We start from the raw sequence: 18,376 nt of genomic DNA, 5'->3' as shown, positions 1-18,376 counted from the left end.
TCGTTAGCACTCATCGAGTGAGAGTGCCAGGAGGAAGCAAGTGCCGACTTACCAGTATCAGTGCACCGAGTGCGGCGAGGGCCTCGAGGCGGTGCAGAAGTTCACCGACGACGCCCTCACCGTGTGCCCGAACTGCGACGGGCGCCTGAAGAAGGTTTTCTCCGCCGTCGGCATTGTCTTCAAGGGCTCCGGCTTCTACCGGAACGACAGCCGCGGCTCGTCGTCGAGCAGCACTCCGGCGGCGAAGACCGGCTCTTCCGCGACTTCGACCTCGTCGACGTCGTCTTCCTCTTCTTCTTCGACCTCTTCGTCGACTTCTTCGTCGAGCAGCAGCTCCACCGCCGCCTGACGCGCATATCTCACGTACGCCGAAGTCCACCGTCCCCGCCGGGCGGTGGACTTCGGCGTACGTGCGCGACGGCCACGCCCTAGGGTGGCCGCATGGTCGAACAGCAGGCTGACATTGGTGTCATCGGAGGATCGGGCTTCTACTCGTTCCTGGACGACGTGACCGAAATCACCGTGGAGACGCCCTACGGGGCGCCGAGCGACTCGCTCTTCCTCGGCGAACTCACAGGGCGTACGGTCGCCTTCCTCCCCCGCCACGGGCGCGGCCACCATCTGCCGCCGCACCGCATCAACTACCGGGCCAATCTCTGGGCCCTGCGGTCCCTGGGCGTACGGCAGGTGCTGGGCCCGTGCGCGGTGGGCGGGCTGCGGCAGGAGTACGGGCCGGGGACCCTGCTCGTCCCCGACCAGCTGGTGGACCGCACCAAGTCCCGTGCCCAGACCTACTTCGACGGGGAACCTCTCCCGGACGGAACGGTCCCCGCGGTGGTGCACCTGGCCTTCGCCGACCCGTACTGCCCCGCCGGGCGCGCGGCCGCGCTGGCCGCCGCGCGCGGGCGCGACTGGGAGCCGGTGGACGGCGGGACCATGGTGGTGATCGAGGGTCCGCGCTTCTCGACCCGCGCCGAGTCCCGCTGGCACGCGGCCCAGGGCTGGTCGGTGGTCGGCATGACCGGGCACCCGGAAGCGGTCCTCGCCCGTGAACTGGGGCTCTGCTACACGTCGATGGCGCTGGTCACCGATCTGGACGCCGGAGCGGAGACGGGCGACGGCGTCACCCACCACGAGGTGCTGCGGGTCTTCGCCGAGAACACGGCGCGGCTGCGCGAGGTGCTCTTCGACGCGGTGACCGCGCTGCCGAAGACCGAGGCGCGGGACTGTCTGTGCACCCGCGTGCACGAGGGCTGGGACCTGGGTATCGAACTGCCCTGACTCCCAAGCCCTGACTCCCAAGGGTGACAGGGTTGTTCACAACTTCTCAATCCTCCACAGCCCTCAGCGGGATCCGTCGGGAACCGGGATCGTGGGGAGCGTGCACCGGACGCTCCCCACGACAGACGGAGGTCGCCATGTCCCCTCTCGCCAGGCCCGTCCCGACCCTCCCCCAGCGGCCCTGCGCGCCCCCGCCCGCGCGTGTGGTGCCGCTCTTCGCCCCCGTCCGCGTGGGCCCGCGCCGACGCCGTCGGCGCGGTGCAGCGATGTGGTGTCTGGCGGCCGCCGGTGCGTTGATCTTCTGCGGCTCACAGCTGCTTCCGGGGTATCTGGGCTGATCGTGTTCAACGATTGGACAGACAGCCCGGACCGTCTCGTATGGTGTGGAATCGACCATTCCGGAACATTGGTGTGCACAGAGAGGCTGCTCGGTGGGCGAGAAGAAGACAGGGGTCCTTGGAGGCTTCAAGGCATTCCTGATGCGGGGCAACGTGATCGACCTCGCGGTCGCCGTTGTCATCGGCGCGGCGTTCACCAACATCGTGAACTCTGTGGTCAAGGGCGTGATCAACCCGGTTGTGGGCGCCTTCGGCACACAGGATCTCGAGCGCTACTCGTCCTGCATCAAGGGTCCCTGCGTCACGAACAAGGCGGGTGAGGTCACCAAGGGTGTCTTCATCCAGTGGGGTTCGGTGCTGAGTGCCTCGCTCACGTTCCTGATCACCGCGGCGGTGGTGTACTTCCTGATGATCCTGCCGATGAAGCGTTGGCAGGACCGGCAGGCCGCGAAGTCCCCGACGGAGGAGAAGGCTTCCGCGCCCACGGAGATCGAGCTTCTCGCGCAGATCCGCGACACGCTCATCGAGCAGCGCCGGGGCCCGGGCACGGATTCGGTTCCGGCCCCGCGCTAGACCGCGCTGCAGGGGTTGTGCCCCGGTCCCGCCCTCTCACCGTCTCCTCCGGGGCTCCGCCCCGGGCCCCGAAACCGCGCTTCGCGCGGTTGTCCTCAATCGCCGGACGGGCTGACTTGTAGCCCGGCCGGCGCTTGAGGCCGAGCGGCGGAGCCGCGACAAGGGGGTCCGGGGGCGGAGCCCCGGGAAACGGTGAAAGGGTGGGACTGGGGCGCAGGCACCCCTCACAGATGATGCGGCGGCTTCTCGTCCAGGAAGCGCGCCAGATCCGCAGCCGCACCGCCTCCGGAGGAGCCCCTCTCCCCCCAACCCGCATCCGTGTCGTCCGACGACTGCCGGTCCAGCGGGTCGTCGAAGACCAGGCCGGAGGGGACGGGCACAGACGGCTCGGGCGAAGGGGAAGCACTCATACCCCCCAGCGTACGGGCGCCGCCTCCGCGCGCGCCCCGCGCCGGTCACGGCGACAATCGCCGTATGAGCGAGGAGCACCCCGCACCCGACCGGTCATGGGGCGGCTGGGGCGTCCTGCGCCCCATGGCCGCGCGCGGCCGCGAGGAGAGCCACCGCGCCGCGACCCCACTGGAGCTCTTCTTCGACCTCTGCTTCGTCGTCGCCGTCGCCCAGGCGGGCCGCCAGCTGGCGCACGCCCTCGCCGAGGGCCACCCGGCCCACGGCGTCGAGGGCTACGCGATGATGTTCTTCGCCGTCTGGTGGGCGTGGATGAACTTCAGCTGGTTCTCCTCCGCCTATGACACGGACGACGTGCTCTATCGCGTCGTGACCCTGATCCAGATCGCGGGTGTGCTGATCCTCGCCGCGGGCGTACCCCGCGCCTTCGACAGCGGCGACTTCACGGTCGTCTGGTTCGGCTACCTCGTCATGCGGCTAGCGATGGTCTCCCAGTGGCTGCGAGCCGCCTGCGGCTCGACCGGCCAGGAGCGCCGCACGGCGCTCAGCTACGCGACGGGCATCGCCCTGTGCCAGATCGGCTGGCTCGGCCTGCTCTTCCTGCCCGCCCACGCCAAGCCATGGGGCTTCCTGGTGATGGCCGTCTGCGAGCTGACCGTGCCCCCGATCGCCGAGCGCGACCACCAGACCGGCTGGCACCCCCACCACATCGCCGAGCGGTACGGCCTGTTCACGATCATCGTGCTCGGCGAGACCGTCTCGGCGGCCACGGTCGCTGTCCAGTCCGCGGTCGACGCGCACACCGGCAAGCACGCGCTGAGCACCTTGCTGCTCACCGCGGCCGGCGGCCTCCTGATCATCTTCGCCGCCTACTGGATCTACTTCGCCGTGCCCATCCACCTCCATCTGGCCTCCAACAAGCAGGCATTTCTGTGGGGTTACGGCCACTACCTGATCTTCACCTCCGCCGCCGCCATCGGCGCGGGCATCGAGGTCGCCATCGAGGAGGCCACCGGCAAGGCCCACATCTCGGCGCTCGCCGCCGCGAGTTCCGTCACCGTGCCCGCCGCACTCTTCGCGTTCACGGTGTGGCTGATCCACGCCCGGCACCACAAGCGCGGCGCGGCCCAGCAGGCGGTGCTGCCCGTCGCCTCGGTGCTGCTCCTGGCCTGTACGTTCGCCGGGCAGCACGCCGTGCTCGCCGCCGGGCTGGTGTCCGTCGCCACCGTCGTCGTCGGGGTCGCCCTGCATGTGAGCAGCGACGCGGCCAACTCCCCACCGCCCGCGCGTGATACGCATGCCGCATGACTGACGCGACGCAGCACACCACCCCCACCGGCCCCCTCGACGCCCTCACCGACGTCGCCGGCCTGCGGGTCGGCCACGCGGAGCTGACCGGCGACGGCGCCCTCTCCGGCACGACCGTGGTCCTCACCGAACCGGGCGGCGCGATCACCGCCGTGGACGTACGCGGCAGCGGACCCGGTACGCGCGAGACCGACGCGCTCGACCCGCGCAACCTCGTCCAGCGCATCGAGGCCGTCGTCCTCACCGGCGGCAGCGCCTTCGGCCTCGACGCCGCCTCCGGCGTGATGGCCTGGCTGGAGGAGCAGGGCCGGGGCGTACGGGTCGGGCCGGACCCCGCCCAGCTGGTGCCGGTCGTCCCGGCCGCCGCCCTCTTCGACCTCGGCCGCGGCGGCGACTGGCGCGCCCGCCCCGGTGCCGCGCTCGGCCGCGCCGCCGTCGAGGCCGCGGCCCGTACGGCGCCCGGCGCACCCGTCGCGCAGGGCAACGTCGGCGCCGGCATGGGCGCCGTGGCGGGCGGGCTCAAGGGCGGCATCGGCACGGCGAGCGTCGTCCTGCCCTCCGGGGTGACCGTCGCCGCCCTCGCGGCGGTCAACGCCGCGGGCTCCGTCGTCGACCCGGAAACGGGCGCGCTCCACGGCGCCACGCGGACCGAGAGCCCCTCCCCCGAGCGCCACCGCGCCGCCCAACTCGCCCTGGCCGAGGCCCGCGAGGAGTCCGCGAAGCGGCTCGCCGCCTCGGCGCGCCCGCCGCTCAACACCACGCTCGCGGTCATCGCCACCGACGCCGTGCTCACCCGGGCGCAGGCCCAGAAGCTCGCGGGCACCGGCCACGACGGCCTGGCCCGCGCCGTCCGCCCCGCCCACCTGCTCACCGACGGCGACACAATCTTCGCCCTGGCCACCGGTTCCCGTCCGCTGCCCGTCGAGGAGCACCTGCCGGAAGGCGTCGACTACTCCCTCGGCGCCGTCAACGAGATCCTCGCCGCCGGTGCCGACATCCTGACCCGGGCGATGGTCAAGGCCGTGCTCGCGGCGGACAGTGTGGACGGGCCGGGCGGTGTCTTCCCCTCCTACCGCGAGCTCTACGAGAACTGATAGCCCATCAGATCGGACGGCGGTGCAGCATCACCCAGGTCAGCGCGACCAGCGCCCCCGCGAGGCCGAGGAACACCGCCGTCTCGATCCACTGGAACACCCAGAAATCGCCGCTGGGATAGACCTTGTGGTATCGGGCGACGAAGCCGTGCTCGGCCATGCACCGCTTGAGATCCGCGCCCGAGGTCTGGCAGTAGCGGTCGATGGAGTACTCCCGGCCCGCCTTGTCGAGGTACCCGAACTGCCCGGTCGACCAGGCGCTCCCGACCGGCGTCTTGGGCGTCATGCCCGGCGTGACGCGCCGCACCGGCGAGATCCAGTCGGAACGGACGGTGGTGAGCAGCAGCCGCACCGCCACAACCGCCCCGAGCGTCACGCCCATTGCGGGCAGCGTACGCCGCAGCAGCAGCCCCGACGCCGTGCCCACGGCGAGCCCGAAGAGCGCACAGGCGACAGCGGCGGGGCCGGTGGCGTTGAAGATGAAGCCGTCGTGCCAGTACAGCCCGTCCAGCATGTTGGAGACCGGCGCCCACCACCAGGCGACGAGCCCGGCGACCACCGCCGAGCCGACGGCCGCGCACACCGCGGCCAGCGCGAAGCGGCTGGTGAACCACCGTCCCGCGCCCACGCCTTGGGTGAGCGCCAGCTTGGCCGTACCGCTCTCCAGCTCGCGTCCGATCAGTGGCGCTCCCCAGAACAGCCCGATGAGCGCGGGCAGGGCGGTGCTGAGCGCGCCGAGCGCGCGGATGGAGTCGGTGTTGTCCCGCAGCAGCCTCTCGGAGAGATCGAGGTTGGTACCCGGACACTCCTCGATGTCCCAGCCCTTGCAGATCTTCAGATGGCTGTCGTCGATGAACGCCATCATGTCCGCGCGCCGCCAGGCGACCCAGGCCGCGAGGACGACCAGGACCGCGGCACCGGCGAGGACCAGGGTGCGCTGCTGGCGCCAGGCCAGCCAGAGGGTCCCCTTCACGCCGCGGCCTCGGACGGGGCGGCGGGGGAACGGAGGTAAGCGAGCAAGAGGTCTTCCAGCGTGGGGGGTTCGGTGATCCAGTGATCGTCGGGCACGAAGCCGGTGCGGCGCACGAAGGCGGTGACCTGGCGCCCGGTGACGGCCGACTCGACGACGGCGCCGCGGTCCAGGCCGGGCGGCAGCCCGTCCGGCGTGGCCCCGTCGGCGCGGCCGGTGATCCGTATGTGCGTCTCGGTCAGCTCCTGGGCGTCGCCCGTGAGCCGTACGCCGCCCTGCCGCAGGAGCAGGACGTGATCGCAGGCGTCCTCCAGCTCGGACAGGATGTGCGAGGACAGCACGACGGTGACGCCCCGCTCGGCGACCTCGGACATCACCAGCGCCATCATCTCGTGGCGCACCAGCGGGTCGAGGTCGGCCAACGGCTCGTCGAGCAGCAGCAGTTCGGGCCGCTTGCCGAAGGCCAGCGCGAGGGCGATCCGGGTGCACTGCCCCCGGGAGAGGGTGCCGACCTGGGCGGTCGGCGCGATGTCACCGGCGCGCACGATGCGCTCGGCGGCGGCGTGGTCGAAGTCGCCGTTCATCTCGCGCCCGAAGCGGAGCGTGTCCGCGACGGTGAAGCGGGGGTAGAGCGGCTTGTCCTGGGCCACGAACGCCACCCGGTCCCGGGCGGCGGGGGTGCCGGGCACCTCGCCGAAGACACTCAGCTCGCCGTCCGTGGGGCGCAGCAGCCCGGTCGCGAGGTGGAAGAGCGTGCTCTTGCCGGCCCCGTTGGGGCCGACGAGCCCGGTGATCCGGCCCGCGGGCAGGGCGAAATCACAGTCCCGCAGCGCCCATCCGCCCCGGAATCTGCGTCCGAGCCGGGTCGCCGCCAAGGCCGCCGCGATCATTTCCACCTCGTTTCACTAAGCCCTTAGTGGAATGATGCGGACAGGTCGTCCGTGCCGTCAAATCCCTGTGGAAACGAAAAACGGGCGGGCTGGAGGACCCAGCCCGCCCTTCACCCGAAGTCACCTGGCGGCGACGGCCCCCTTGCTTGAGCAGCACGACTTGAGCAGCACGACCGCACCGGCGCTCACCACCGTGCCCGCCGCCACCGCGGCCAGGTACGGCAGCGGGCTGCTGATCAGCGGCACCACGAACACGCCCCCGTGCGGTGCCCGCAGCCCGCACCCGAAGGCCATCGACAGCGCGCCGGTCACCGCGCCGCCGGCCATAGCCGAGGGGATCACCCGCAGCGGGTCCGCCGCCGCGAACGGAATCGCACCCTCGGTGATGAACGAAGCCCCCAGCACCCAAGCCGCCTTGCCGTTCTCCCGCTCGGCCTCGGTGAACAGCCGCCCGCGCACGGTGGTGGCCAGCGCCATCGCCAGCGGCGGCACCATGCCCGCCGCCATCACGGCGGCCATCACCTTGAGGCTGCCCTCGTTGGGGTGGGCGAGCCCGCCGACGGCGAAGGCGTAGGCGACCTTGTTCAGCGGCCCGCCGAGGTCGAAGCACATCATCAGCCCGAGCAGGGCGCCCAGGATCACGGCGTTGGCGCCGGACAGTTCGCCCAGCCAGTCCGTCAGCGCGGTCTGCAGCGAGGCGACGGGCTTGCCGACGACGAGGAACATCAGGAACGCGACCACCGCCGAGGACAGCAGCGGGATCACCACCACCGGCATGATCCCGCGCAGCACGGCCGGTACGTTCACCCGCTGTACGGCCATCACCACCGCACCGGCGATCAGGCCCGCGATCAGCCCGCCCAGGAACCCGGCGTTGATGGTCACCGCCACCGCGCCGCCGACGAAGCCGGGCACGAGCCCGGGCCGGTCGGCCATGCCGTACGCGATGAAGCCGGCCAGCACCGGCACGAGGAAGCCGAAGGCGACGCCGCCGGTCTGGAACAGCAGCGCGGCCCAGCTCGCGGACTCGGTCCACACGAAGTGGTCCGCGACGGACGGGGCCTTGTTGACCTCGTAGCCGCCGATGGCGAAGGCGAGCGCGATGAGCAGTCCGCCCGCGGCGACGAAGGGGACCATGTAACTGACGCCCGTCATCAGCCACTTGCGCAGGCAGGTGCCGAAGCCGTCCCCCGCGGCGGCTCCGGCGTCCATGGGGGCCGCGGCCCGCGGCGCGGTGGCCTCGCCGCGTCCGGCCTTGGCCCGTACCTCGGCTATCAGCTCGTCGGCCCGGTTGATGCCGGCCTTGACCCCCACGTCGACGGTCGGCTTGCCCGCGAAGCGGTCCTTGTCCCGTACCTCGACGTCGTGGGCGAGGATCACGCCGTCGGCGGCGGCGATGACGGCCGGGTCGAGCCGGGTGAACCCGGCCGAGCCCTGGGTCTCCACCACGACCTCGGCCCCGGCGGCCTGCCCGGCGCGCTGGAGCGCCTCGGCGGCCATATAGGTGTGGGCGATACCGGTGGGACAGGAGGTGACGGCGACGACCCGGAAGACGGGCTCTTCCTCAGCTTCTTCAGCTTCCTCAGCGGTTTCAGGCTCCGAAGCGGCCGCCTCCTCGCCACGGATCATGGCCGCGGCCCGCGCGGGATCGCCCACCTCGCGCAGGGCGCCCGTGAAGGCGTCGTCCGTCAACTGCCGTGCCAGAGCGGAGAGGATGGTGAGGTGATCGCTGTCCGCGCCCGCCGGGGCGGCGATGAGGAAGACTAGGTCCGCCGGACCGTCCGCCGCCCCGAAGTCGATGCGTGCGGCGGAGCGGCCGAAGGCCAGGGTCGGCTCGGTGACGTGTTCGCTGCGGCAGTGCGGGATGCCGATGCCGCCGTCCAGGCCGGTCGGCATCTGGGCCTCGCGCGCGGCCACGTCGGCGAGGAAGCCGTCGAGGTCGGTGACCCGGCCGAGGGCCACCATGCGCTCGGCGAGCGACCGGGCAGCCGCCTCCTTGGTGTCCGCGGAGAGGTCGAGGTCGACCAGGTCAGCGGTGATCAGCTCACTCATCGCATGCTCCCTTGCATGTTCACCGGCCGCATGTCACCGGCTCCGTCAGCGCGCGGCTCCACGGGACGTCCCGCGTGACCGTGACGGCGGACGGTTCGAGGTCCGCCGGAGCGGGCATCGCGCTCCCGGGCAGTTGCACCGCCGCCGCACCGTGCGCCAGCGCGGCGGCCAGGGCCGCCTCGCCCTCGCCGCCCGCCGCGAGGAACCCGGCCAACGACGCGTCGCCCGCACCGACGTTGCTGCGTACGGACGCGACCCGCGCGGTGCCGAAGCACACGCCGGACGCGTCGACGAGCAGCTGCCCGTCCGCGCCGAGGCTGGCCAGTACGGACCGGGCGCCCAACTCCCGCAGTTCGCGGGCCGCTTCGACCGCGTCCGCGACCGTGGCCAGCGGGCGGCCGACGGCCTGGGCGAGCTCCTCCGCGTTGGGCTTGACCACGTCCGGGCGTTCCCGCAGCGCGGCGGTCAGCGCCGGGCCCGACGTGTCGAGCGCGATCCGTGCCCCCGCGGCGTGCGCCCGGGCCACCAGCGCGCCGTACCACTGCGGCGCGAGGCCGCGCGGCAGGCTGCCGCAGCAGGCGATCCAGCCGGCCCCCGCCGACCGCTCGGCCACGGCGGCGAGCAGCAACTCGGCTTCATCCGCGCTGAGTTCGGGACCGCCCGCGTTCACCTTCGTGAGCGTCCCGTCCGGTTCCGCGACAGCGACGTTCACCCGTGTCGCGCCGGTCACCGGAACACCGGCGACCTCGATGCCCTGCTCGTCCAGCAGCCGCGCCAGTTGCGCGCCTTCCGGACCGCCGAGCGGCAGTACGGCCACGGTCCGCCGGCCCGCGGCGGCCACGGCGCGCGAGACGTTGACGCCCTTGCCTCCGGGATCCACGCGGTCGGCGGCGGCCCGCAGCACGGCACCGCGCTCCAGCGACGGGACCTCGTACGTGCGGTCGAGGCTCGGGTTGGGGGTGACGGTGAGGATCATGCGCGCACCACGGCCGTACCGGCCCGCTCGATGTCCCGCGCGTCCTCGGCGCTCAGGCCCGCGTCGGTGATCAGCACGTCGACGTCCGTCAGATCGCCGAAGCGCGCGAAGTGCTGCTGCCCGAACTTGCCCGAATCCGCGATCAGTACGACCCGCCGCGCGGCGGCGACGGCCGCCCGCTTGACCGCGGCCTCGGCGAGGTCGGGCGTGGTGAGCCCGCCGTCGAGCGAGAAGCCGTTGGTGGCGACGAAGGCGACGTCGGCCGTGATCTCCCCGTACGCCCGCAGCGCCCAGGCGTCGACGGCCGCGCGGGTGCGGTGCCGTACGCGCCCGCCGACGAGGTGGAGCGCGATGCCCGGGTGGTCCGCGAGCCGGGCGGCGACCGGCAGGGCGTGTGTGACGACGGTGAGGCCGGAGTCCAGCGGGATGAGGTCCGCGAGCCGGGCGGCCGTCGACCCCGCGTCGATGATCACGCTGCCGCCGGCGGGCAGTTCGGCGAGCGCGGCACGCGCGATGGCGTCCTTCTCGTCCGCCGCCGTCGTCTCCCGCTCGGCGAGGTCCGGCTCGAAGTCCAGCCGCCCGGCCGGGATCGCCCCTCCGTGCACGCGCCGCACCAGACCGGCCCGGTCCAGGGCCTTGAGGTCGCGCCGCACGGTCTCGGCGGTGACCTGGAACAGGTCCGCGAGGGAGAGGACCTCCACCCGCCCGCTCTCCCGGGCGAGCCGCAGGATCTCCTGCTGGCGCTCTGGTGCGTACATGTTGATTTGAGTCCGTTCCATGCCCGAATCTGTGACTTCGGCGCGAGCCTAAGCCGGAAATGGCGAAAAGTAAACGCATTCGGGCATGAGCTCGGCGGGACTTGACCTTCACACTGATGTGAGGGCCAGAACATGCATGGCATGGACAACGAGCTCTACGACTACAGCCCGATCACCGAGCGCGCGCCGATCCAGTGGCCGGGCGGCGCCCGGGTCGCCTTCTACGTCGGCCTGAACATCGAGCACTACGCCGTCGACCGCCCCTCGACCAGCACCTTCCAGGGCACCGCGCACCTCGCGCCCGACCCGCTGAACTACGGCTGGCGCGACTACGGGCCCCGCGTGGGCTTCTGGCGGATCCTCGAGGCCCTCGACCGGCACGGGATGCGCGCGAGCGTGCTCCTCAACTCCGAGGCCGGCGAACGCTATCCGCAGATCGTCCAGGCGGGCCGGGAGCGTGACTGGGTCTGGCTCGCGCACGGCAAGAACAACTCCACATTCCAGGCCGACATGACCGTCGAGGAGGAGCGCGCCTACCTCACGGACGTCGTCACCTCGATCGAGAAGACGACGGGCCGGCGGCCGCGCGGCTGGATGGGCCCGGCCCTGACCGAGACCTTCCGCACGCCGGAACTGGCCGCCGAACTCGGCCTGGACTACGTGCTCGACTGGACCAACGACGACCAGCCGTACCGGCTGAACGTGCCGGGCATGCTGAGCGTGCCGTACTCGGTCGAGCTCAACGACATCGGCCTGTTCGTCAGCAAGGGCCTCACCGGGCCGGACTTCGTCCAGATCGTGAAGGACCAACTCGACCAGCTGTACGCCGACTCGGCGGACAGCGGCCGGGTGATGGCCCTGGCCCTGCACCCGTTCGTCACCGGCCAGGCGTTCCGGAGCAAGTACCTCGACCAGGCCCTCGAGTACGTGGCGAACCATCCCGGGGTCTGGCTGACGACCAGCGACGACATTGCCGAACATTTTCGCACTAGTTCATAAATTCCTTGCGGCTAGTGCATTTGAGGGCTTACCTTCGCGGCATGATCGCAACGCTGCCCTCGACCTCGACCGTCCTGACCGGCCGCCACGTCCGGCTGGAGCCTCTGAGCCGCGCCCATGTGCCCGATCTGTTAGAGGCCGTGGGCGGGGACGAGGAGGTGTGGCGGTGGCTGTCGTCCCCGACGCCGCGCACCGAGGACGAGCTCCGCGCGGTCGTGGACGCACGGATATCGAGCCCGGACCTGTTCCCGTTCGCGGTCGTCCTGTCGGACACCGGGCGGGCCGTGGGCAGCACGTGCTACTGCGAACCGAGCGCGACACACGAGCTGTTGGAGATCGGCGGCACCTTCTACGGCCGCGCGGTCTGGCGCACCGCCGTCAACACGGAGTCCAAGCTGTTGCTGCTGACCCACGCCTTCGAGGAACTCGGCATGGGGCGCGTGATGTGGCGCACCGACCATCGCAACGAGCGCTCGCAGAAGGCGATCCGGCGGCTCGGTGCGGCGTACGAAGGCACGTTCCGGCGCCACCGGCGGCGTCACGACGGGACGTGGCGGCACAGCGTGCAGTTCGCGATGCTGCGGGACGAGTGGCCGACGGCGAAGGCGCGGCTGACGGAACGGCTGATGGAACGACTCAGCCCCGCCCGGGAGATACCCGAACGGGGCTGATGCGCAGCGGCGGTTACGCCGCGACCGCCTCCGCGGGCACGCTGTCCTCGACGGTCTCCGACGCGTTCCGCTTCGGCAGGGCCCACATCAGCGCGAGCACGACGCACAGCACACCGACGACCCACCACATCGCGTGCGTGAACGCGTCCGCGAACGCCGTGGCGGCGTGGCCGCGGGCCACCGCGCCCTCGTCCAGTGCGCTGAAGAAGACAACCGAGACGAGCCCGAGGCCCACCGCGTTGCCCAGCTGCTGGGTCGTGTTGATGAGGCCGGACGCGGATCCGGAGTGCTCGCGCGGCACTTCGGAGATCACGGCCTCGGTCAGCGGGGAGACGATGAGGCCCATGCCCGCACCCATGATCACCAGCGGCAGGGCCATCTGCCAGGGCTGGATGTCGGCGCCGTAGCGGCCGGCCTCCCAGATGTAGGTCAGGACACCGGTCATCATCGTCAGCGCACCGGCCTGGAGGACCTTGCGCCCGAACCGCGGCACGAGCTTCTGCACGGACATTCCGGCGGCGGCGGAGACGGCCAGCGAGAACGGGATGCCGGTCAGGCCGGCGCGCAGCGGGGACCAGCCCAGGCCGAGCTGCATGTAGAGGGTCCAGACCAGGAAGAAGATGCCGCAGGCGACGCCGAAGGCGGTCTGGAGGCCGATGCCCGCCGCGAAGCTCTTGACCTTGAACAGCGACAGCTCCACCAGCGGCGAGCCGTCCTTGCGCGTCTTGTGGCGCTCGTAGGCCACGAACAGGCCGAAGACCAGCGCGCTGCCCGCCATCGACAGGAAGCCCCACAGCGGCCAGCCGAGCTCGCGGCCCTGGGTGAGCGGGTAGAGGAACATCACGAGGCCGAGGGTCACCAGGGCCACGCCGACGAGGTCGAGCTTGAGCGCCTTGGGCGCCTTGGACTCGGAGATGAAGCGGCGGCCGAGGATCAGGCCGGCGATACCGACGGGCAGATTGACGAGGAAGATCGGGCGCCACTCGAGGCCGAAGAGGTTCCACTCGGTGAGCAGTGCGCCGAGGATCGGGCCGGAGACGGCGCCGAGGCCGACGATCGCGCCGAACATGCCGAAGACCTTGCCGCGTTCGTGCGCGGGGAAGGTGGCGTGGACGATGGACAGCACCTGCGGAACCATCAGCGCGGCCGTGCCGCCCTGCAGGACTCGGGCGGCGACCAGCAGGTGCGGGTCACCGGCTATGCCACAGAGCATGGAGGCGACGGTGAAGCCGGACATGCCGAGCAGGAAGACGCGGCGGCGTCCGTAGATGTCGCCGAGGCGGCCGCCCGTGATCAGGCCGGCGGCGAAGGCGAGCGCATAGCCCTCGGTGATCCACTGGAGGACGCTGAACGAGGCGCCGAGGTCCTTGCTGATGCTGGGCATCGCGATGTTGACGATCGTCACGTCGACCAGGTCCATGAAGGACGCGGTCAGCACGACGGCGAGTGCCACCCAGCGACGGCGGTCGAGGGGCGAATCGGTCAGGGAGCTCAAGCGGGTACTGCCTTCCACATCGGTTTCGGAGATAGGAGATATTTCGGAGGTAGGAGATATCAGGATGCTCCGGGGGATCCGGAATTTTCCGGGGTACAAGCAACCTAACCCTCGTGTAGGTCAGGTCGTGTCCTAGATCGGTGCCACGCTGATGTCATGACCGACACACCCGTACGGCTCCTGAACCTGCTCTCGCTCCTCCAGACCCCCCGCGAGTGGCCGGGCAGCGAACTCGCCGACCGGCTCGGCGTGAGTACGCGCACCATCCGGCGGGATGTCGAGCGGCTCCGCGACCTCGGCTATCCCGTGCAGGCGACGATGGGGGCCGTCGGCGGATACCGGCTGGCCGCCGGGGCGGCCATGCCGCCGCTCGTCCTGGACGACGAGGAGGCGGTCGCCATCGCGGTGGGCCTGCGGGCGGGGGCGGGCCATGCCGTTGACGGCATCGAGGAGGCGTCGGTACGGGCGCTGGCCAAGCTGGAGCAGGTGCTGCCCTCCAGACTGCGGCATCGCGTGACCGCGCTGCAAGCGGCGACGGTTCCGCTGACCTGGGGCGACGGGGCAACGGTGGATCCCCGGACGCTCACCGTCATGGCCTCGGCCGCGACCGGCCACGAGCGGCTGCGGTTCGCCTACCGCAAGGGGGACGGCACCGGGACCCGGCGCCTGGTGGAGCCGCACAGCCTGGTCAGCACCGGGCGGCGCTGGTACCTGGTCGCGTACGACCTCGACCGCGACGACTGGCGCACCTTCCGGGTGGACCGGGTCAGCGAGCCCTTCGCGACCGGGGCGCGCTTCGAGCCGCGCGAGCTGCCGGCCCAGGACGCCGCCGAGTTCGTCAGCGGGTCGATGGCCCGCAACCAGCCGACCTACCGGGTGGTGGCGACGCTGCGGGCGCCCGCCGAGTACGTGGCCGCACGGCTGTCGAACGCGCTCGGGACCCCCGAGCGGATCGACGACCACACCTGCCGGCTGGACGTCCGGACCGCCGACGCGATCGAGTGGGTGGCCTTCCGGCTGGCGCTGGTGGACTGCGAGTTCGCGGTCAGCGAGCCGCCGGAGCTGGTGGCACACCTGCGGGAACTGGGCGCCCGGATCTCCCGCGCCGCGGCGGCGGGGTGACCGGGGCGACGCTTCGGGGTAGCAGAAGGACCCCGGCGCAGGGGGGGTGGCGCCGGGGTCCGGTGTATGAGGGTATGCCCTGTTAGGCCGCCGCGTCGAACCCGGTGTCGTGCGCCATCTTCTTGAGCTCGAGCAGAGCGTGCTTCTCGATCTGCCGGATGCGCTCGCGCGTGAGGCCGTGCTGCTTGCCGACCTCGGTGAGCGTGCGCTCGCGCCCGTCCTCGATGCCGTACCGGGCCCGGATGATCGAGGCGGTGCGCTCGTCGAGCCGGCCGATCAGGCTCTCCAGCTCCTCGGTGCGCAGCAGGGCGACCACGGCCTGCTCGGGCGAGATGGCGGAGGTGTCCTCCAGCAGATCGCCGAACTGGGTCTCGCCCTCGTCGTCCACCGACATGTTCAGGCTGACCGGGTCGCGGGCCCAGTCGAGCACATCACCGACGCGCTCGGGGGTGGCGCCGAGCTCGGCGGCGATCTCCTCGTGCTCGGGCTCGCGGCCGTGCTCGCGGTTGAACTCGCGCTGCACCCGCCGGATGCGGCCCAGCTCCTCGACGAGGTGGACGGGGAGCCGGATGGTGCGCGACTGGTCGGCTATGGAGCGGGTGATGGCCTGGCGGATCCACCACGTGGCATAGGTGGAGAACTTGAAGCCCTTGGTGTAGTCGAACTTCTCCACGGCGCGGACCAGGCCCGCGTTGCCCTCCTGGATCAGGTCGAGGAGCGGCAGGCCACTGCGGGGATAGCGCCGGGCGACGGCCACCACGAGGCGCAGGTTCGACTTGATGAAGACGTCCTTCGCGTGGGCGCCTTCGGCCGCTATCGCCTCCAGCTCCTCGCGGGAGGCACCCCCGGCCTCGCCGCCCTCGAGCCCATCGAGGATCTGCTGGGCGTAGACGCCCGCCTCGATGGTCTGGGACAGCTCGACCTCCTTGGCGGCGTCGAGCAGAGGTGTGCGCGCTATCTCGTCGAGGTACATGCCGACCAGGTCGCGGTCGGCGATCTCCCCGGCCGAGGCGCGAGCGCTGCTTGCCCCGCCGGCGCGCCTGGTGGTGGCGGTCCGACGGCTGGCGACGGCACGGGTTGCCATGCGTGCTCCCTTGCGATGAGACGGTCGCGGGATGGAAAGGACTCGCTGTTCTGCGGGTCCGTCCGAAGGAAAGAACGACTGGAATCCGGACAGAATTCCCATGGGACGTCTTCTTTTTTCTGATCATGCAGTACCCTGTCGGCCGCAGCGCGGGCGGCGTGCCGCCGAAGCCCACGGACATACAGGTCAGACCGGGTACCGGGGAGGGCCTCGCAGCCCTCACGGAGACCCCGCCACTGCACGGATGAGACGGCCGTCACACCAGCGGCGGTGGCTGAACTCCACCCCTCAAGACGCGGCGTACCGCCCGTCGGTTGCGCGGGAGGTCCGGAACGTCGCTTTTGATCAGCCCTTGGTCAGCCTTTGATCGAGTTGCCCGGGCAAGGGTGACGGGTGTGCGCTGGTGAACAGGGACGAGCGAGAGGAGCCCCGAGATGTCCTCGATCCTGCCGCACCACGCGCACGACGTTCCCGGACCGGTGGCCCGGGGCACACACCTCCCGGCGCGGGTGACCCGCACCGGGCCCGTGCCCGACCGGAGCCGCTACACCTGGGCCGTGCCCGCCGCCCTGAGCTTCGTCCTCTTCCTGTACACCGTCTTCATCTCCCACGACAACGGCTACTCCCAGGGCGGCGGCTGGCTGCTCGGGCTCGCCGCCGCGGTGATCTCGTTCGCCGTCGGCTACGCCCTGGTACGGGAACGGAACGCGATGAACACCGAGTGGCGCGCGGCCACTTTCGGCGCGCTCGCGGGCGGCACCATCGGCTTCCTGCACGTCCTCGCCGGCGGCTCGGTGCTCCGCTCCACGGGGATCGGGCTCACCTTCGGGATCGGCGTGGCAGTGGTGGCGTACTACGTCTTCTACGCGCACGAGCACTGAGCGCGCCGCACGCCGGGAGCCACCCTTTCACCTTCACCCGAACTGCACCGAGCGCTTCGCCAGCCCCATCCAGAAACCGTCAATGACGCTGCGCGCACTGCCCAGTTCGCCTTCGGCGGCACCCAACGTGACGAACAGCGGGGCGAAATGCTCGGTGCGCGGATGCGCCAGGTGCGCCGCCGGGGACTTGTGCGCGAAGTCCAGGAGCGCGTCGACGTCCTGCGCCTCGAGCGCCTCCCGGCCCCAGTGATCGAACTCCGCCGACCACTGCGGGGTTCCGCTGTGCCGCAGGGCCGCGAGGTTGTGGGTGAAGAAGCCGCTGCCGACGATCAGTACGCCCTCGTCGCGCAGCGGCGCGAGCTTGCGGCCGGTCTCCATCAGCCGGCGCGGGTCGAGCGTGGGCAGGGAGACCTGGAGCACGGGTATGTCCGCGTCCGGGTACATCTCGACGAGCGGCACGTAGGCACCGTGATCCAACCCCCGGTCGGGCATGTCCTGTACAGGCGTACCGGCGCCGCACAGCGTCCTGCACACCCGTTCGGCCAGCTCGGGGGCGCCCGGGGCGGCGTAGGAGGCCTCGTAGTAGCGCTCGGGGAAACCCCAGAAGTCGTACACCAGGGGCACGGTCCCGGTGGCTCCCAGGGCGAGGGGCGCCTCCTCCCAGTGCGCCGAAACGATCAAGATGGCGCGAGGCCGGGGCAGTTCGGCCGACCAGGCGGCGAGCTGGCCCGGCCACAGCTCGTCGTCGGCGAGCGGCGGGGCGCCGTGGGAGAGATAGAGGGCTGGCATGCGCACGGTGACCTCCGGGCGGACAGATTTACTTGAACTCTCAACTAGAGGTTACCCAGGCTAACTGGTATCTCCTTTAAGCTTCAAGTAAGGAGCCCGGATGGATCAGCGAGTGTCACAGTGGACGTCATGACGAACCGACCCGCACCGGAGACGGCGGAGGCCCGCTGGCTCAGCGACGAGGAGCAGGCGGCCTGGCGGGCGTACCTCCATGCCGCCACGCTCCTGGAAGACCACCTCGACCGCCAGCTCCAGCGCGACGCCGGTATGCCGCACGTCTACTACAGCCTGCTCGTCACGCTGTCGGAGGCGCCTCGGCGCCGCATGCGGATGACCGAACTCGCCCAGAACGCCAAGATCACGCGTTCCCGGCTCTCCCATGCGATCGCCCGGCTGGAGAAGAACGGCTGGGTGCGCCGCGAGGACTGCCCGTCCGACAAGCGCGGCCAGCTGGCCGTGCTCACGGAGGAGGGGTTCGAGATGCTGGAGAAATCCGCGCCCGGCCATGTCGCGGCCGTGCGCGCGGCCGTCTTCGACCGGCTCACGCCCGAGGAGGCCGCCCTGTTCGGCAGGGTCTGCGGAATGATCGCGGCGGGTTTGCAGCCGGCCGGCGCGGATCTGCCGTGGCTGCGCTGAGCGTCGTACGGGCAGTGTGAAGCCCCGCATGGACCGAGTCCATGCGGGGCT

At 71.2% G+C, this 18,376-nt stretch carries 19 protein-coding genes; 10 read left to right on the top strand and 9 right to left on the bottom strand.

The window, feature by feature from the left end:
• The first annotated feature begins 40 nt into the window (after positions 1-40).
• The 3 genes from ACV530_RS05670 (at position 41) to mscL (ending at position 2,192) form a co-directional block, all read left to right on the top strand.
• A complete protein-coding gene (locus ACV530_RS05670; protein ID WP_494331112.1) occupies positions 41-349 on the top strand; it encodes an FmdB family zinc ribbon protein in 309 nt (102 codons plus the stop codon).
• Positions 350-441: 92 nt separating this feature from the next.
• Positions 442-1,281, top strand: coding sequence for an S-methyl-5'-thioadenosine phosphorylase (locus ACV530_RS05665; RefSeq protein WP_494331111.1), 840 nt, complete (start codon positions 442-444; stop codon positions 1,279-1,281).
• Positions 1,282-1,712: 431 nt separating this feature from the next.
• A complete protein-coding gene (gene mscL, locus ACV530_RS05660) occupies positions 1,713-2,192 on the top strand; it encodes a large conductance mechanosensitive channel protein MscL (protein WP_494331110.1) in 480 nt (159 codons plus the stop codon).
• Positions 2,193-2,416: 224 nt separating this feature from the next.
• On the opposite strand, the gene ACV530_RS05655 is transcribed toward mscL, so the two are convergent.
• Complete coding sequence (locus ACV530_RS05655) at positions 2,417-2,602, bottom strand: hypothetical protein (RefSeq protein WP_494331109.1); 186 nt, start codon at positions 2,600-2,602, stop codon at positions 2,417-2,419.
• 64 nt (positions 2,603-2,666) lie between these two features.
• On the opposite strand from ACV530_RS05655, the gene ACV530_RS05650 reads away from it, so the two are divergent.
• Positions 2,667-3,908, top strand: coding sequence for a low temperature requirement protein A (locus tag ACV530_RS05650; RefSeq protein ID WP_494331108.1), 1,242 nt, complete (start codon positions 2,667-2,669; stop codon positions 3,906-3,908).
• Positions 3,905-5,002 (top strand): P1 family peptidase, encoded by a 1,098-nt coding sequence (locus tag ACV530_RS05645; RefSeq protein ID WP_494331107.1) that lies wholly within the window; start codon positions 3,905-3,907, stop codon positions 5,000-5,002. Before ACV530_RS05650 ends, ACV530_RS05645 begins: the two co-directional genes overlap by 4 nt.
• Positions 5,003-5,009: 7 nt before the next feature.
• Here ACV530_RS05645 and ACV530_RS05640 read toward each other — a convergent pair whose 3' ends face one another.
• The 5 genes from ACV530_RS05640 to ACV530_RS05620 all read right to left on the bottom strand — a co-directional run bounded on the left by ACV530_RS05640 (position 5,010) and on the right by ACV530_RS05620 (position 10,648).
• On the bottom strand, positions 5,010-5,975 hold the full coding sequence (locus tag ACV530_RS05640; protein WP_494331106.1) for an ABC-2 membrane transporter-related protein: 966 nt from the start codon (positions 5,973-5,975) through the stop codon (positions 5,010-5,012).
• Positions 5,972-6,862, bottom strand: a complete 891-nt coding sequence (locus ACV530_RS05635; protein WP_494331105.1) for an ATP-binding cassette domain-containing protein — start codon at positions 6,860-6,862, stop codon at positions 5,972-5,974. The genes ACV530_RS05640 and ACV530_RS05635 overlap by 4 nt, the downstream gene beginning before the upstream one ends.
• Positions 6,863-6,982: 120 nt before the next feature.
• Entirely contained in the window at positions 6,983-8,914 is a 1,932-nt protein-coding gene (locus tag ACV530_RS05630; protein WP_494331104.1) for a PTS fructose transporter subunit IIABC, read from the bottom strand.
• Between the two features lie 19 nt (positions 8,915-8,933).
• Positions 8,934-9,890 (bottom strand): 1-phosphofructokinase, encoded by a 957-nt coding sequence (gene pfkB / locus ACV530_RS05625; RefSeq protein WP_494331103.1) that lies wholly within the window; start codon positions 9,888-9,890, stop codon positions 8,934-8,936.
• Positions 9,887-10,648: a DeoR/GlpR family DNA-binding transcription regulator gene (locus ACV530_RS05620; protein ID WP_494331165.1), complete on the bottom strand. Its 762-nt coding sequence runs from the start codon at positions 10,646-10,648 to the stop codon at positions 9,887-9,889. The genes pfkB and ACV530_RS05620 overlap by 4 nt, the downstream gene beginning before the upstream one ends.
• Before the next feature lie 141 nt (positions 10,649-10,789).
• Between ACV530_RS05620 and ACV530_RS05615 the strand changes: the two genes are divergently transcribed.
• Both ACV530_RS05615 and ACV530_RS05610 read left to right on the top strand, forming a co-directional pair.
• On the top strand, positions 10,790-11,647 hold the full coding sequence (locus tag ACV530_RS05615; protein ID WP_494331102.1) for a polysaccharide deacetylase family protein: 858 nt from the start codon (positions 10,790-10,792) through the stop codon (positions 11,645-11,647).
• A 41-nt stretch (positions 11,648-11,688) separates the two neighbouring features.
• Positions 11,689-12,318, top strand: a complete 630-nt coding sequence (locus ACV530_RS05610) for a GNAT family N-acetyltransferase (RefSeq protein WP_494331101.1) — start codon at positions 11,689-11,691, stop codon at positions 12,316-12,318.
• Between the two features lie 13 nt (positions 12,319-12,331).
• On the opposite strand, the gene ACV530_RS05605 is transcribed toward ACV530_RS05610, so the two are convergent.
• The gene (locus tag ACV530_RS05605) at positions 12,332-13,813 is read right to left on the bottom strand and encodes an MFS transporter (RefSeq protein ID WP_494331100.1); all 1,482 of its coding nucleotides are present in this window, start codon (positions 13,811-13,813) and stop codon (positions 12,332-12,334) included.
• Positions 13,814-13,969: 156 nt separating this feature from the next.
• Here ACV530_RS05605 and ACV530_RS05600 point away from each other — a divergent pair, with 156 nt between their 5' ends.
• A complete protein-coding gene (locus ACV530_RS05600) occupies positions 13,970-14,935 on the top strand; it encodes a helix-turn-helix transcriptional regulator (RefSeq protein WP_494331099.1) in 966 nt (321 codons plus the stop codon).
• Between the two features lie 82 nt (positions 14,936-15,017).
• Here ACV530_RS05600 and ACV530_RS05595 read toward each other — a convergent pair whose 3' ends face one another.
• Positions 15,018-16,019, bottom strand: coding sequence for a sigma-70 family RNA polymerase sigma factor (locus ACV530_RS05595; protein WP_494331098.1), 1,002 nt, complete (start codon positions 16,017-16,019; stop codon positions 15,018-15,020).
• Between the two features lie 434 nt (positions 16,020-16,453).
• Here ACV530_RS05595 and ACV530_RS05590 point away from each other — a divergent pair, with 434 nt between their 5' ends.
• Positions 16,454-16,900 (top strand): hypothetical protein, encoded by a 447-nt coding sequence (locus ACV530_RS05590; RefSeq protein ID WP_494331097.1) that lies wholly within the window; start codon positions 16,454-16,456, stop codon positions 16,898-16,900.
• 33 nt (positions 16,901-16,933) lie between these two features.
• Here ACV530_RS05590 and ACV530_RS05585 read toward each other — a convergent pair whose 3' ends face one another.
• Positions 16,934-17,689, bottom strand: coding sequence for a dioxygenase family protein (locus tag ACV530_RS05585; RefSeq protein WP_494331164.1), 756 nt, complete (start codon positions 17,687-17,689; stop codon positions 16,934-16,936).
• A gap of 129 nt (positions 17,690-17,818) precedes the next feature.
• Between ACV530_RS05585 and ACV530_RS05580 the strand changes: the two genes are divergently transcribed.
• The gene (locus tag ACV530_RS05580) at positions 17,819-18,325 is read left to right on the top strand and encodes a MarR family winged helix-turn-helix transcriptional regulator (RefSeq protein ID WP_494331096.1); all 507 of its coding nucleotides are present in this window, start codon (positions 17,819-17,821) and stop codon (positions 18,323-18,325) included.
• Positions 18,326-18,376: the final 51 nt, after the last annotated feature.

It is taken from the genome of Streptomyces sp. SX-6, assembly GCF_059089585.1.
The sequence above is the reverse complement of the archived record's forward strand: the minus strand, read 5'-3'. Positions and strand labels throughout refer to the sequence as shown.